The 15002-nt window shown below is 72.0% G+C and carries 8 protein-coding genes; 2 read left to right on the top strand and 6 right to left on the bottom strand.

Annotation, left to right across the window (positions count from 1 at the left end; genetic code table 11):
* Positions 1–45: 45 nt before the first annotated feature.
* Positions 46–3735 carry a LamG domain-containing protein gene (locus tag ACWDNY_RS18510; RefSeq protein WP_451646826.1) on the bottom strand — a complete coding sequence of 1230 codons (3690 nt, stop codon included), beginning with the start codon at positions 3733–3735 and terminating at the stop codon, positions 46–48.
* A 292-nt stretch (positions 3736–4027) separates the two neighbouring features.
* The gene (locus ACWDNY_RS18515) at positions 4028–5560 is read right to left on the bottom strand and encodes an FG-GAP repeat protein (RefSeq protein WP_451646827.1); all 1533 of its coding nucleotides are present in this window, start codon (positions 5558–5560) and stop codon (positions 4028–4030) included.
* A 313-nt stretch (positions 5561–5873) separates the two neighbouring features.
* Between ACWDNY_RS18515 and ACWDNY_RS18520 the strand changes: the two genes are divergently transcribed.
* Together ACWDNY_RS18520 and ACWDNY_RS18525 are read left to right on the top strand one after the other, a co-directional pair.
* A complete protein-coding gene (locus ACWDNY_RS18520; RefSeq protein WP_451646828.1) occupies positions 5874–6476 on the top strand; it encodes an acyltransferase in 603 nt (200 codons plus the stop codon).
* 114 nt (positions 6477–6590) lie between these two features.
* Positions 6591–7742, top strand: coding sequence for an acyltransferase family protein (locus ACWDNY_RS18525; protein ID WP_451646829.1), 1152 nt, complete (start codon positions 6591–6593; stop codon positions 7740–7742).
* A 58-nt stretch (positions 7743–7800) separates the two neighbouring features.
* On the opposite strand, the gene ACWDNY_RS18530 is transcribed toward ACWDNY_RS18525, so the two are convergent.
* The 4 genes from ACWDNY_RS18530 to ACWDNY_RS18545 are packed head-to-tail and all read right to left on the bottom strand — an operon-like array spanning position 7801 to position 14968.
* Positions 7801–9084, bottom strand: a complete 1284-nt coding sequence (locus tag ACWDNY_RS18530; protein ID WP_451646830.1) for a nucleotide sugar dehydrogenase — start codon at positions 9082–9084, stop codon at positions 7801–7803.
* Positions 9085–9093: 9 nt separating this feature from the next.
* On the bottom strand, positions 9094–10779 hold the full coding sequence (locus tag ACWDNY_RS18535; protein ID WP_451646831.1) for a glycosyltransferase family 2 protein: 1686 nt from the start codon (positions 10777–10779) through the stop codon (positions 9094–9096).
* Positions 10776–12359: a glycosyltransferase family 4 protein gene (locus tag ACWDNY_RS18540; RefSeq protein ID WP_451646832.1), complete on the bottom strand. Its 1584-nt coding sequence runs from the start codon at positions 12357–12359 to the stop codon at positions 10776–10778. Before ACWDNY_RS18540 ends, ACWDNY_RS18535 begins: the two co-directional genes overlap by 4 nt.
* Before the next feature lie 20 nt (positions 12360–12379).
* Entirely contained in the window at positions 12380–14968 is a 2589-nt protein-coding gene (locus ACWDNY_RS18545) for a glycosyltransferase family 4 protein (RefSeq protein WP_451646833.1), read from the bottom strand.
* Positions 14969–15002 lie beyond the last annotated feature (34 nt).

Consider the following 15002-nt stretch of genomic DNA (forward strand, 5'->3'; position numbering starts at 1 on the left):
GGACGTCGTCGCGTCCGGCACCCCGGGGATTCCGGTGACGTGCCGTCACATGTCGGGGACGGCCACGAGCTGGGCCATCTGCTGCACCGCGACCTGGTCGGCCGCCCCGCTGTAGACGCGCACCTCGTCGATGGCTCCGGCGAAGTATTCGCTCGCGCCGCGCAGCGAACGGCCCACCTGCAGACCTCCGGTGGCGGACCACAGGGTCTCGTCCGTGCCGTAGGCGCCGGCGACGAGCTGGCCCTGGACGTAGAGCCGGATCGTGTTGGCGAAGGCGTCGTAGACGACCGCCAGGTGCTGGCCGGAGCCGTCGGTGTCGGGGAGCTCCTGGTCGTCGGTGAAGGTGACGACCTTGGCGTCGGCGGCGTCGGTGGTGGCGACGGCCAGTTCCCACTGGCCGGTGGCCGCCTGGTAGCGGACCTGGACCCGGTTGGCGTTGGCGCCCGGCAGCGACAGCACGGTCTGCGACTTCTCCGGGTCCAGCGAGGTGAGCTGGGCGCGGGCGGTCACGGTGAAGCTGCTGTTGCCGGTGACCGGGGCGGTGGTGGTGGACGCGTAGTCCCCGTCGCCGTCCAGGACCAGGTTGCCGTCGCCGACGAGGGCGGCGGTGTCGAACAGCGGGTCGGCCGGGCGGTAGATGGAGGCGTTCCCGGCCAGGTTGAGCGCCTGGCCGCCGCCGGTCTCGGCCGCCGCGCCGCCCGCGGCGTCGTCCAGCTGCCAGTAGCCCTTGCGCTGCGGCTTGACCGTCATCAGCTCGGCGACCTGGGCCGGGGGCAGGACGCGGTCGAAGACGCGGACCTCGGCGAGGTCACCGGTGAAGTGGTCGCGGTAGCCGCTCCTGGCCGTCGCGCGGCCGATCTGCAGCGGTCCGTACGACTTCCAGGTGGAGCGCCGTGTGGCGGAGCCCTTCAGCTCCTTGCCGACGTAGAGCTGGAGCAGCGGGCCGCCGCTCTTCTGCGCGTCGTACACGCCGGTCAGCAGCACCCACTGGTCCTTGACCACGCTCACCCCGGCGGACACGGCCTTCCACTCGCCGAGGGAGTCCACGTCGTTGACCGGGACGGAGAACTTCCAGGTCCCCGCGGACGCGTCGTAGCCGAGGGTGAAGCCGGGCTCGCCGGTGCCGTCCTGGCTGACGACCGCCATGTCGCGGTCCAGCGCGGTGGGCCGCACCCAGGCGCTCACGCTGAAGCTCCTGGCGGTGTCGAGCACGGTCTCGCTCGCGTCGAGGTACGCCTCGGGGCTGCCGTCGAAGCGGGCCGCCTTGTCGGCCTTGCCGCCGGGTCCGTCCACGCCGAACGTGACGGCGCTGCCCGCGGTCGCCGCGTACTGGCCGCTCTCCTCGTTGGCCTCGCCGCTGCCGTCCTGGTCGGCGAGGTTCCACTGGCCGACGACCGGCGCGCCCTCGCTCACCAGGAACTCGTAGTGCGCCTTGGTACTGGGGTTCTCCGCCTTGTCGACGGCGATCACGTCCACCCAGTGCCGTCCCGAACGGGTCGGCATCCACTGCACGGACACGGAGCCGCCGGCCGAGGACGGGGGGAGGGGCGTCGCGGGGCTGGCGGTGCTGTCGAAGGCGTAGCGGTAATTGACGACGTCGGTGTCCGGGATGGAGTCGTTCGGGTTCGGTGCGAAGGTGAAAGTGCCGTAGGTGCCCACGCCGTCGTGGTAGACGGTGTCCGACGGGTACTGCTTGGACAGGACGTTGGGCTTGCCGGGCAGCGTCTTGTCGTAGATGAACTCGCAGCGCTGCGCGGTGTCGCCCTCCCAACTCCACGGGCCCCAGCCGTCACCGTCGTAGGCCCGCGCGCTCCAGTAGATGACGGTGTTCTGCGGGATCGTCGACTTGACGGTGTGGGCGAACTTGGTGCCCGTCGTCGGGGAGAGCCAGTCCGGCGTGGTGTAGCTGTAGGACTTGGCCTCCTTGGTGGCGGGGTCGGTCCACTCCACCTTGAACTCGACCTTCACCTTGTCGGTCTGGCCGTTGCCGTGGTCGGGGTCGCTCGCGATGGCCTGCAGCTTCGGCGGGACCTCGGTGAACTCTCGGCCGGCGCCCCACTTGCACAGGCCACCGGGGTCGGTGGACATGTCGGACGTCTTGATCTGGCGCGGCAGGTTGTTGTACTTGACCGACAGGTAGGCGTTGCCGCAGATCCGCTTCCACTCGGCGAAGCGGGTCTCGTCCGAGGCCCGCAGGCCCAGCGTCATCGAGCTCCAGCCCTCGGCGGCGGCCGTCTTCACCTCGCTGGTCAGCTCGCCGGTCGCACCGCTCTCGAAGTGCAGGTTGGCCTGGCTGGAGCAGGAGGTCGGGGAGATCGCCTTGTCGACGGTCTGCAGGTAGTCGTCCCAGTCGTCCGAGGTGTTGGACCAGTTGCTGGACGAGGTGAGCGAGTAGTTCTTGCCGCCGATCCGGTACAGCTTGATGGGTTCCGCGGTCGGGGAGGCGCTGTAGATGTGCTCCACCCGGGCGGAGAAGGTCGCGCCCAGGATCTGCTTCCCCTTGTAGAAGGAGAGCGGCATCGTGAACAGCACGCGGCGGACGCCGACGCCGTTGCAGGAGACCGGGTTGTAGTCGGTGGGGCACTTGCCGACGCCCGCGCTGCCGGAGTACTTCCAGTCCTGCTCGCCGGGCATCCCCGACATGACGCCGGTCCAGGCGGTGCGCGAGGTGGTCCGCTGGATGGGGTCGATGACGACGGGGAAGACGGTGTCCGCGCCGGTGAGGAGCTTCCGGTCGGGGACGAGGCTCAGCCGGCCCGGGGCGACCTGGACGTCCAGCGGGGCGACGCGGCCACCGCCGCCCGGGCCCTCGAGGGCGGCTTCCGGCGCCCGGCCGTCGGCCGTGGGACCGGCCGTCGGGGTCGCCGCGGCGGTCGCGGTCGCCGCGGCGGTCTCGCCGGCCCCGGCCGCCGCGGACTTCAGGGCCTTCGTCACGGCCCTGGGGCCCTGCCGTCTCGCCGCGGCCTCGGCGACGGCCGCCGAGTCCCACATCGCCGGCTTGCCGGCCTGGAAGACGGTGCCGCCCACGGCGGAGTCCTCGGCGACGATCGCGCCGGTGGCGTCCTCGGCGACCTTCAGGCCGTCGGTCGTCATGCCGAGGTCGAGCCGGGCCAGCTTCGGGTTCGCCGCCGCCTCGGGCGTCCTGACGACCAGCAGATGGCCGAACCCGTCGGCCTCGGCGCGCACGGTCAGGTCGACGCCGGGCAGGGCGTCGGGGTAGGTGGCGGTGTCCCCGTCGACCCGCGGCGCGGGCAGCTTGCCGTACGGCCAGCTCAGGGCGAACTCGCGGCCGGCCCGCCGCATCGTCACGAACGGCTTGCCCGCCTGGCCCGAGGAGAGGCTCAGGTCCACGGTGGCGGCCTTCGGACCCCAGGTGCCGTCGGCGTGCTTCACCAGCGTCGCGTCGATGTCGACCCACGCGCCGTCCCGGACGGTGCGGACGGGTTCGGTGTACTCACGGGCGGTGAAGGTGCCGTCGGGCTCGGCGAAGATCTCCCTGCGCTCGGTGCGCAGTCCGACGACCTCGGCCTTCTTGCCGCTCTTCCTGGCCAGTTCCAGGGCCTGCTGCTCGGTCTGCGCCGGCCGGCCCGCGGCGACCGGCGCCTGGTCCCGCGCCGGGGCGTCGCCCGGCAGGACCGCCATGCCACCCGCCACCACCGCACCGGTGACGGCGGCCGCCACGGCGGCGCGCAGCAGCACGGCTCGCCGTACCGGTCTCTGTCTGTCTGCGGACACGCGTCCACTCCCCAGTTGCATCGTGTCGGTCGTCTCGGAGTTCCGATCGCCGGACCGCCCGGTCCGGCGTGAGGGGTCAGGGGGCCGGCGGGTGCTCACCGCACGGCCGCGCCGAAGGCGGCCACGGGGAGGCCGCCCCCGCCGGGCCGGCGGGTCCGTCGGCCCGGGTCGCCGGAGGCGGTCCGCCACGGGAGGCCCGGGACGGTGTGCGTCGCGGCCGGTTCGTGGGGGACGCCCCGTGGTGGTCGTCGTGGGACCCGGCGGCCGGGCCCCACGACGGTGCGGGACCTCGTCAGCGCACGGTGGTGCCGAAGGCGACACCGTCCGCCGGGAGGCCGCCCTCACCGGGCTTGATCGTCAGCGTCGGGGCACCGCCGGAGGCCACGTTCCACGGGAAGCCGTAGACGGCCCTGCCTTCGGCCGGCCCGTAGGGCACCCCGACGTACAGCAGCGCGGAGGTGCCGCCCAGGGACAGGCCGGTGAGCATGCGCGGCGCGGGGGTGGACGGGATGCCGTAGCCGGGGTCGATCCACTGGTCGGAGCCGCCGGCGGCGCCGACCATCGGCACGACGAGGACGCCGCCCTCGTCCGCGTGCTCCTCGGACGACTCCTCACCGGGCACGCCGATCGCGAGCCGGGTCGTCGTCGCGGTGGACGTCGCGTTCGGGGAGGTGTTGACGGCGGCCAGGCGCCGGCCGAAGAAGTCGCCGGCCTCGGCCTCGCCGTCGACGTCCGCGCTGTTCTGGTCGATCCAGGCGACCTCGGAGAAGCTGCCGCTCGCGGTGAGGCGGAAGATCTGCACGGCACCCGCGTCGACGGTCGTCGACAGGTCCTCGCCGGGGACGCCGACCGCGAGCAGCGACTCGGTGGTGGAGGTCGCGCCGGAGGGCCGGTAGGGGACCATGGCCAGGGCGGCGCCGAACTGGTCGCCGACCTCCTCGGCCCCGCTGATGGTGTCCTGGTCCTGGCCGAGTCCGCCCAGCGGTTTCGGATAGCCGGAGGTCAGCGTGTGGTTGAACCAGGCCACGCCGCCCGCGAAGGTCGTGGTGCCCAGTGCCTCGCCGGGCGTGCCGACCGCGAAGTGGGTCGGGGTCGCGGCGAGGGTGGAGCCAAAGCGGTCGTCCTGCTCGGCGACGCCGGACACGGCGCCGGCCTTGTCGGTGTCCTGGCTGACGAAGACGACCGTCTGCGCGGTGCCGCTGACGTAGTAGAACGCACCGGCGTCGTCGACGGTGCCGACGGACTCCCCGGGGCTGCCGATGAGCAGGTACGGCGTGCCGGCCGAGGTCTTGCCGGCCGCGACCGCGTAGCCGACCCAGTCGTCGGTCTCCGCGCCGCCGCCGAGCGGCTTGTCGGTGCCCTGGTAGAACTCCTTCACGGCCCGGCCGGCGTTCAGGCCGCTGGTGGAGCCGTAGAAGACGTGCACGGACCCGGAGTCGGGCACGGTGCCGATGTCCTCGTACGGGTTGCCGACCACCAGGTCGCTGCAGCCGTCCAGGTCGGCGTCGTACACGGCGAGCGAGAAGCCGAACCGGTCGCCCGTCTCCGGCACGCCCGGGACGTTGTCGAGGGACTGCCTGAGCGTGAGCGTGCCCTTGCCGCCGCCGTAGACGATGTGCACCGCACCCGCCTTGGCCACGCCGTCGTCGCTCGCCTCGGGATCGGCGACCGCCGTGTCCCTGACACCGTCCCCGTTGAAGTCGGACTCGGTTCCCGAAGGACACGCGACGGCGGCCGCGGCCGGCGTGCCGCCGGCTCCGAGTCCCCCCGTCAGCAGCGCTGCCGTCAGCGCGACGGCAGCACTGTGCCGCCAGATTTTCCCCACCCTTGACACGGGCCCCCCGTGGATAAAGACGGTCTAAAAAAGGTCAAGGGATCATCCCGTCACTTGAGGTGAACATGCAATAGCAGATTTCGTTCCGCCGAACGTGGCAAAGGTCACACCGGTCGCCCCGGTCGTTCACAAAACCCGCGTAAGCCGCACACCGGGGACACAGGACCGGGGCTGGGCCGCCATGCCGCCGACGGCTCCGCCCCGCCGGGGGGCGGTCTTCGGCACCCGCGGGGCGACGCCCCCGCCCTGCGGGACACGCGGCCCCCGTATGCTCGCTGCCGAAGCACCAGGGGAAGGCAGAGAAGTGAACTACAGGGTCCAGCCCAGCGCTCAGGTCGACGAGAGCGCCGAGATCGGCGCCGGAAGCAGCGTGTGGGACCTCGCGCAGATCCGTGAGGACGCCCGCCTGGGCGAAGGGTGCGTCATCGGTCGCGGCGCGTACGTCGGTTCGGGTGTGCGCATGGGTGACAACTGCAAGCTGCAGAACTACGCGCTCGTCTACGAGCCCGCCGAACTCGGTGACGGCGTCTTCATCGGCCCGGCCGTGGTGCTCACCAACGACCACAACCCGCGTTCCGTCGACCCCGAGGGCAAGCAGAAGCGGGGCGGCGACTGGGAGGCCGTCGGCGTGAAGATCGCCGACGGTGCCTCGATCGGCGCGCGGTCGGTGTGCGTGGCCCCGGTCCGGATCGGCCGGTGGGCCATGGTCGCGGCCGGCGCGGTCGTCACCAGGGACGTCCCCGACTTCGCGCTCGTCGTCGGCGTGCCCGCGCGGCAGATCGGCTGGGTCGGCCACGAGGGCGTCCGCCTGGTCGAGCGCGAGGGCGAGGCCGGGGTCTGGGAGTGCCCCAAGTCCGGCCGACTGTACAAGGAGACGGCCGAGGGGACGCTCGCCGAGGCGGAGTGAGCGGGCAGGCGGCATCGGGGGGTGGCCCGGGACACCGGAGCCTTCGGTCCTCCGGCCTCACCGGCGCCCGGGCCGCGCGGTCCGGGCGCCCAGAACACACAGCGAGGACCTCACATGTCCCAGACCGACGTCAAGGTTCCGGCACCCCGTGACGCGGCGGACGCGCACGGCTCCGTGCCGCCCGCGAAGGCGCCGGCCCCCCGGTTGTACGCGCTGGACGCCCTGCGGGTCCTGGCGGCGCTCTCCGTGCTGATATTCCACTTCACCGGTGTCGACGCGGCCACGCGGGCGAACTGGGGTGTGAACCCCAAGGAGCTGTTCCCCTGGCTCTTCCCGGTCACCTCCTACGGCTCGTACGGCGTCCAGCTGTTCTTCATCATCAGCGGCTTCGTCATCTGCCTGTCCGCCTGGGACCGCACGCCGGGCCAGTTCGTGCGGGCCCGCTTCCTGCGGCTCTTCCCCGCCTACTGGTTCTCGGTGGTCGTCGCCGTCCTCGTCTGGCGGGGGCTGCCCGACGGCGCGCGCAAGGCGCCGAGCGTCAGCGATTCGCTGACGAACCTGACGATGTTCCAGGTGCCTCTCTCGGCCCGGCACCTCGTGGGCGCCTACTGGACCCTGTGGGTGGAGCTCACCTTCTACCTGATCTTCCTGGCCGTCCTGTGGAAGGGCCTGGACTACGTCCGCGTCTCCGTCTTCTGCTGGCTGTGGCTGCTCGCGAGCGTCCTGGTGCAGCAGGACGACGTCCCCCTGCTCGGCATCTTCGCGCAGCCGCTGAACACCGCGCTGTTCGTCTCCGGCATCGCGATGTACCTGATGTACCGCTTCGGCCCCGACCTCAAGCTGTGGGGCCTGCTCGGGGCGAGCTGGCTCGTGATGCAGAGCGACCTCGTCCAGCACGCCGACCATCTGCGTCACGACGAGGGCATGGACCGCGACCCCTACCTCGCCCTCGCGCTGGTCACCGTCTTCTACCTGCTGGTCCTCGCCGTCGCGCTGCACAAGCTCGACCGGATCGGCTGGAAGTGGCTGGCCTCGGCGGGCGCGCTGGTCTACCCGCTCTACCTGCTCCACGAGGAGCTCGGCTGGGCGATGATCCGCACCCTGTACGGGTACCTGGGCGCCTGGGCCACGCTCGGCGTCACCACGGCATCGCTGCTGGCGCTGTCCTGGCTCGTCCACCGGTTCGTGGAGAAGCCCTCGCAGAGGTGGCTGCGCAGCGCCCTGGAGAAGGAGTCCCGCCGGCGGGCGGCCGACGCCCGCAGCTGACCGCATCCACGAGGAAGGGCCCGTCCGGCTGGACGGGCCCTTCCTCGTGCCGTGAACGTCAGCCGCCGATGACGACGCGGCGGACGCCCTTCCAGGCCTCCGGGTCGGTGGTACGGCGCCCGTCGACGAGAACCGTGACGTCCGGCAGATCGGCCGGGGTCAGGGAGCGGTACTCGGCGTGGTCGGCCTGCAGGATCGCGGCGGTGACCTTCTCGCCCTGGTGGGGCACGAGGCCCAGCGCGGTCAGTTCGTCGGCCGTGTACATCGGGTCCGAGACGAACGGGACGGCGCCGCGCGCCTTGAGCGCCTCGACGGTCGGGAAGACGCCGGAGAAGGCGGTCTCCTTCACCCCGCCGCGGTAGGCCGCGCCCAGCACCAGCACGTTGACCCCGCGCAGGTCGCCGTAGGCGGCCGCGAGCAGATCGACGGCGTACTCGGGCATCGCGGCGTTCGCCTCGCGGGCGGAGCGCACGACGGTGGCGGCCGGGTCGTTCCACAGGTACATCCGCGGGTAGATCGGGATGCAGTGGCCGCCGACGGCGATGCCCGGCTGGTGGATGTGGCTGTAGGGCTGCGAGTTGCAGGCCTCGATGACCTTCTTGACGTCGATGCCGTTGGCGTCGGCGAAGCGCGCGAACTGGTTCGCCAGGCCGATGTTGACGTCCCGGTAGGTCGTCTCGGCGAGCTTGGCCAGCTCGGAGGCCTCGGCGGTGCCCAGGTCCCACACGCCGTTCGGCTGGGGCAGGTCGTCGCGCTCGTCGAAGTCGAGGACCTGCTCGTAGAACGCCACACCGCGGGCGGTGGACGCCTCGTCGATGCCGCCGACCAGCTTCGGGTAGCGGCGCAGGTCGGCGAAGACCCGGCCGGTGAGCACACGCTCCGGCGAGAACACCAGGTGGAAGTCCTCACCGGCCCGCAGGCCCGAGCCCTCGGCCAGCATCGGCGCCCACCGGGTGCGGGTGGTGCCGACCGGCAGCGTGGTCTCGTAGGAGACGAGCGTGCCGGGCTTGAGTCCCTGGGCGATCGCCTTCGTGGCGGCGTCCATCCAGCCGAAGTCCGGCACGCCCTCGGCGTCGACGAACAGCGGGACGACCACGACGACGGCCTCGGACTCGGCGACCGCGGCGGCGGTGTCCGTGGTCGCGCTCAGCAGACCGGCGTCGACGGCCTGCTTGAGCTTGACGTCGAGGTCGTGCTCACCGGGGAAGGGCTCGACGCCGGCGTTGACCAGCTCGACGACCTTCTCGTTGACGTCCGCGCCGATGACCCGGTGGCCCTTGGACGCGAATTGCACGGCCAGCGGAAGCCCGATCTTGCCGAGCGCTACTACACAGATGTTCATGGACGGTCGCTACTTCCTTCTGGAACCGTTCGGCTTCTTGGCACCGATCGACTTCAAGCCGACGGCACGGGACTTCAGCTTCCCGGCCACGCGCCGCATGGCCCGGTAGGCCAGGGCCCGCCTGGGCGGGTGCATCCGGGCCGTGTCGATCACCACACGGCCCTTGTCGTTGACGATCGCGGAGCCACGGTAGGGGTCCTCGTCGCGGCCCCAGCGGCGGGCCAGCGGCATGGGCTTGTCCTTGCCGCGCACCGCGATCTCGTAGGTCTCACCGGCGACGTCCACGTACACCCGGACGCCCAGCCTGACGGTACGCCTCTCCAGCGGGACACGGGCGTGCAGCACGGTGGCGGCCCCGTCCTCGGCGGGCTCCGTCGTGATCTCCCCGGCCGGTGCGGGCAGCGTTCGGTCGGCGGGGAGCCTGCGGGCGCCGGTCCTGTTCGCGGACTTCGGCATGGCGCCCTGCACCAGCCGCAGGGTGGCGCTGCCGACGTCGCCGACGACCGGCAGCCGCACGGACGCCGTGTAGACCAGGCCGTCGCCCGGCTGCTCCCAGCCGGAGCGCAGCAGCTCCGTCCCCTCGGCGAGACGGCCGGGGACCGCCTCACCGATCAGCTCGTACGTGCGGTCGGGCAGGCCCACGCCTGGGGAGCGGAAGCCCGGGTAGCGGGCGTAGGCGCGGTCGCCCTCGACGACGAAGGGGGGCGCGCCGTGCTCCTTCTCGCCGGTGATCGCCTCGCTCAGCTCGTCGACGGCGCCGGCCCGGGCCAGGGCGATGCGCACCCGGCGCTTGACGTCCATGGCGTCGCGGATGCCGTCGGTGAAGTAGACGTCGGCGAGTTTGGCGATGCCCGCGCAGATCTCCTCCTGCAGGGCGCGGTCCAGGCCGGGGAAGTCGTCCTGGACGAGCTTGGCGAGCTCCCAGGTGAAGTGCCGGCGCAGCACGGCGTCGCGCTGCGGGCCCGGTTCGAGGAGACCGGCCGTGAAGTCCATGATCTCGGCGGTGCAGCGCAGCCGGGACAGGTGGTCGGCCCGGTAGGTGATGTTGCTGGCGTCGCCGCGCTTGACGGCGAAGTAGCAGATGTAGTCGGCCACCACCGAGATCTTCCGCGCGCGCACGCAGGCCTCGATGGTGAACGGCTGGTCGCTGCCGACGGGAAGGTGCTCGGGGAAGCGCAGCTTGTGCTTCTCCACCAGGGCCCGGCGGAAGAGCTTGGTGTTGGCCAGGGTGAACGGCAGGGCGGAGTCGTACAGGCTGACGTCCCGGTTGCCGTCCTTGTACAGCGCCTGGTGCACGTACCGGCCGTTCGTGCCGACCATCTTGCCGACGACGACGTCCGCCTCCCCCGTGTCGGCGCAGGCCACCATGCGCTCCAGGGCCTCCTCGCCGAGGTAGTCGTCGGAGCCGATGAAGTACACGTAGCGGCCGGTGGCGACTTCCAGCGCGCGGTTGCTGGGGGCGGCGGGTCCACCGGAGTTGGCCTGGTGGATCACCTTGACGGTGTCCGGGTACAGCTGCGCGAACCGGTCGAGTTCGCGCCCGCTGTCGTCGGTGGATCCGTCGTCGACCGCCACGACCTCCAGCCGGTCGCGGCCGATGCTCTGCCCCAGCAGGGAGTTCAGGCACTCCGTGAGGTAGGGCATGGTGTTGTAGACGGCCACGACGACGGTGACGTCGGGGACCCGCCCGCTCATGAGTCCGCCCCGGAGGATCTGGCGACGAGCCGGGTGTACAGCTCGTCCAGCACCTCGGCCTGTGCCTCCCAGGTCCAGGCGTCGAGCAGCCCGGGCTTGTCGTAGGCGGCCCGGTACTTCCCCGGGTCGGCCAGCACGGCCTTGACCGCGCGCACGAGGTCGTCGACGTCCTCGGCCCGGCACACCTCGCCCTGGCCCGTGGAGCGGGTCACCTCCGACATCGTCCTCACGTCGCTCACCACCAGCGGCAGCCGGGCGTGCGAGTACTCGAAGAACTTCGTGATGAGGGCGATCTCGTGGTTGGGCCAGTGGTGGATCGGGATGCAGCCGGCGTCCGCCGCGGACAGGAAGCGGACGACCTGCCAGTGCTTGACGTACGGGACGGCGTGCAGCCGGTCGCCGACGCCGAGTTCCTGGGCGCGCCGCAGCAGGCCCTGGATGTAGGCGGCCGCCGGTGCGGGGACGACGAACGCCATGTGCACGCCCTCGAGCTTCGGCAGGGCCTCCACCATGTCGCCGAGGCCGCGCTGCGGGCCGGGCGAGCCGCTGTAGACGACCAGCGGGACGTCCGGCCCGATGCCGCACAGGGCCCGCAGGTCCGGCTCCGGCTCGGTGTCCTCGAGCACCGGGTCCCGCTCGACGGGGCGGTCGGGGGCGTTCAGGACGACGGTCGGCTGCTCCGAGAGGCCGTGACGCTCCCTGAGCAGGTCGGCCAGGCCGTCGGAGACGGTGACCACGGCGTCGGCGAACGGGGCGTACTCGCTCTCGTGGGCGGTGTTGCCGGGGATCCAGTGGGCGTTGTCCTCCCACGGGCGGACACCGGGCAGGTACTCGTGCGCGTCCCACACCAGCTTGACCGGGCGGCCCTTGGCGCGCGCCCGTATCGCGGCGCGGGCGCCGACGCCGAGCATCCGGAAGTCGTTGGCGTGGATGAGGTCGGGCTTGAGGGCGTCGATCTCCTTGCCGTACGTCAGCTCGTAGTCCCACAGGACCGGTTCCAGGCGACGCCAGGCGCGCCTGCCCTTGACGGTCTTCCACAGGGCGGTGAAGGCCCGGTCGAGCGGCCCGCGCAGGGCGCGGCCCGCCTTCTGCGCCTGGCCGGTCTGGCGGGCGCGGAACTCGACCCACTTCTGCATGAACCTGGACAGCGGCCCGGCCGCGAGGAGGCGCAGCTTCTCGACCCGGCGGAACGCCGGGCCGCCGACGGCCTGCGGCGCCACCTTCAGGGCGGCCCTGCGGGTGGCCACGTCCGCCCGCCAGGCCTTGGCCCACTGCCGGCGGTAGGCCGACATCGGTCCCGGCGGGTAGGCGAAGGGACGGCGCAGCGGCGAGCGGTGCCGTTCGGCGTGCCGCTTGGCCAGCGGCGTCTTCAGCGGCAGCAGCCGGACCTCGGCGTCGCCGAGCTTCCAGCTGCGCCCGCTGCCGGAGCGGACCAGGCCGAGCAGCACCACGTCCCAGCCGGCGGCCGCCGCGGACTCGGCCGCCTTCTGCACCCGCGAGTCGTTCTGGACGTTGTTGTCGACCAGCATCACGACTCGGCCCTTGGCCGGCCGGGGCGCGTCGGCGCTCTGCGCTTCCATGAACAGCCTTTCTGAACCGGTCACTTCAGGAAACCGCCCAGGACCTGGGCGGTCCAGGTGCCGTCGTGGTAGGTCCGGGCGAACTCGACGGACTGCCGGCCGATGCGGGCCGTGCCCTCGCGGTCGGCCACCAGGCCCTCCACGACCTCGCGGAGGGTGTCGGGAGTGGCGCTGACGATGGGCAGGGCACCGTCGGTCGTGGCCTTGACCCCGTCGCTGATGTAGGCCACGACGGGCTTGCCCGCGGCCATCGCCTCCACGGCGAAGGTGCCGTAGCTGCCGGTGGTGAACTGGTCGAGCACGAGGTCGCAGCTCTGCACGAGGTCGCGCATCTGCGCCCACGGGATGCCCTCGGCGAGCCGGAACTCGATGATTCCCGCGTCGTGCAGTTCGGTGAGCACCGGCATGATCCGGTCGGTGCCCTTGGTCCACCGCTTGGACGGGGCGTGCAGCACCAGCGGGCGCTTGCGCTCCATGACCGGGCGGTCGGTGGCCCAGCTGTCGACGTCGACCACCAGCGGCGCCCACTTCGCCGTCGGCAGGTCCTCCAGGAGGTCCGGCGTCGTCACGTAGAGCGGCAGGCCCGCTTCGGACGCGATCCGCTTGTTCAGCTCGGCCTTGGCCTGCAGCCTCTTCGCGATGCCGTCGGGGGCGTCATGGAAGAGCGAGTACGGGTGCCGCGCCATGTGGTTGCCGGGGTGGCGGATCTCGCTGCCGTGCGCGAGCAGTGCCACCTTGATGCCGGCCTGCTTCAGCGCGTCGAGGTCGCCGGCTATGGACGTGCCGTTGAGGTGGCCGAACACCGGCATGAAGGCGTCGACGAGCAGGTGCGTGAAGCGGCCGATGACCCGCTCCATCTGCTGCATCTGCACGTCGAGGTCGCGCAGCCGGTCGGCGTCGACGTAGACGTCCGCCGGGTAGTCGAAGGACTCCGGCCGCTTGTTCATCACGACCTCGGCGGACACGTCCGGGTTCAGGCGCGTGATGGCCTGTGCGAACGCGGCGCCTTGGCCCGCGTAGTTGGCGGGGCCGAGGCCCAGCCGGACGCGGGTGTCGCCGATCTTCCGCCACAGCGGCCTGCCGTCGGCACCGGTGGTGTCCGCCGTGCGCACGGCGTCGGGCGTCTCCTGCACCGTCCACGACACCTCGGGCCGGGGGCCGGGCGGGGTCTTCTTCGACAGCTCGCGGTACAGCTGCAGCAGCTTGCCGCTCTGCGCCTCCCAGGACAGGTCGGTGAGGACGTCCTCGGTGATCGCGGCGGCGAGCCTGTCGCGGTTCTCCATGGCCCGGGCGGCGGCCTCGGCGAACGTCTTCGGGTCGTCCCAGGTCCACACCTCGCCCAGGCCGTGCTTCTCGACGTACGCCTTGATGACCTTCACGTCGCTGGTGACCAGGGGCAGCCGGGCCTGGAGGTACTCGGGGACCTTCGTCGGCAGCGACACCTCGCAGTTGGGCACGCGCCGGAAGGGGGTGAGGCCGAGGTCCGCGGAGGACAGGTAGTCGGCGACCTCGTGCTGCGGCACGTAGGGCACCAGGTGGATCCGGTCGCGTACGCCGAGCGCCTCGGCGCGCGCGAGCAGCTGCTCCAGCAGCGGTGTCATCCGGCCGTGGACCAGGGCGAGATGGAACCCGGGCAGTTCCGGCAGGCCGTCGATGACGGCGTCCACGCCGCGCTCGGGGCCGATCCAGCCCGAGTAGACCATCAGCGGCACGTCGGGGCCAAGACCGCAGGCCTCCCGCACCGAGGAGGCCGTGCTGCCGCCGCCGATCACCTCGCGGACCGGCGCGTTGCCGACCACCAGCGGCAGCTCGGACAGCTTGTGGTCCTTCTTCAGCAGCTCCGCCAGCTGCGAGGAGACGGTGACGACCGCGTCGGCGCGGCCGATGAACTCGGCCTCCACCGCGGGCAGCGCGTAGGCCTGGCGGGGGTTGGGCCACTCCACGCCGCGGACGTACTCGTGCGCGTCGTACAGCCAGGCGCACTGGTGGCCGCGGGCCCGCAGCCGGGCGGCGCTGAGCGCGGCCGTGGCGATCATCGTCACGTCGTTGGCGTGGATGACGTCCGGCTCGACCTCCTCGATCACCGGGCCGAAGGCGAGGTCCAGGTCCACCACCTGCGGCCAGTCGAGGCGCCAGTCCCGCACCGGGGCCGGGTCCTTGGGCCTGCGCCGCTGCTCCCACTTGTACGCCTGGACGCGCAGCCGGTGCACCGAGCGGCGGGCCCGAAGCAGCGCCTTGATGGACGTACGGCGCGGGGCGCCGGCCCAGTTGCTCTCGGCCGACTTCTGGCGGACCCAGGCCTTGTAGGCGGCGGTGTAGCGGTTCAGGGCCGCTTGGTCCGGGAGGTGGAACTGCGTGGCCGTCGCCCGCAGCGTGCGTGCGCGGCGCGCCTTCACCCCGCGCATGTAGTCCGATCCGACGGGTACCCGGATCACCTCGATCGGCCCCATCTTCGACCGCTGGACGCGCTTGGTGTCGCTCCGGCCTATGAGGGTCACGTCCCAGCCGTCTCGTGCCGCAGCGACAGCGGTCTTCTGCACACGAGAGTCGCCCGTGATGCCGTTGGCGACGATCACTGCCAGCCTCGGCCTGCGAGCACGGGATTCCATCAGGTACTTCCTCCGGGTGGTACAGGAGTGCGGC

The organism is Streptomyces sp. NPDC003697 (genome assembly GCF_053587115.1).

Bases quoted from the DNA above. Each gene is read 5' to 3' on its own strand.
- ACWDNY_RS18530 (WP_451646830.1), bottom strand. From the start codon at position 9,084: ATGAACATCTGTGTAGTAGCGCTCGGCAAGATCGGGCTTCCGCTGGCC.
- ACWDNY_RS18535 (WP_451646831.1), bottom strand. From the start codon at position 10,779: ATGAGCGGGCGGGTCCCCGACGTCACCGTCGTCGTGGCCGTCTACAAC.
- ACWDNY_RS18545 (WP_451646833.1), bottom strand. From the start codon at position 14,968: ATGGAATCCCGTGCTCGCAGGCCGAGGCTGGCAGTGATCGTCGCCAAC.
- ACWDNY_RS18540 (WP_451646832.1), bottom strand. From the start codon at position 12,359: ATGGAAGCGCAGAGCGCCGACGCGCCCCGGCCGGCCAAGGGCCGAGTC.
- ACWDNY_RS18525 (WP_451646829.1), top strand. From the start codon at position 6,591: ATGTCCCAGACCGACGTCAAGGTTCCGGCACCCCGTGACGCGGCGGAC.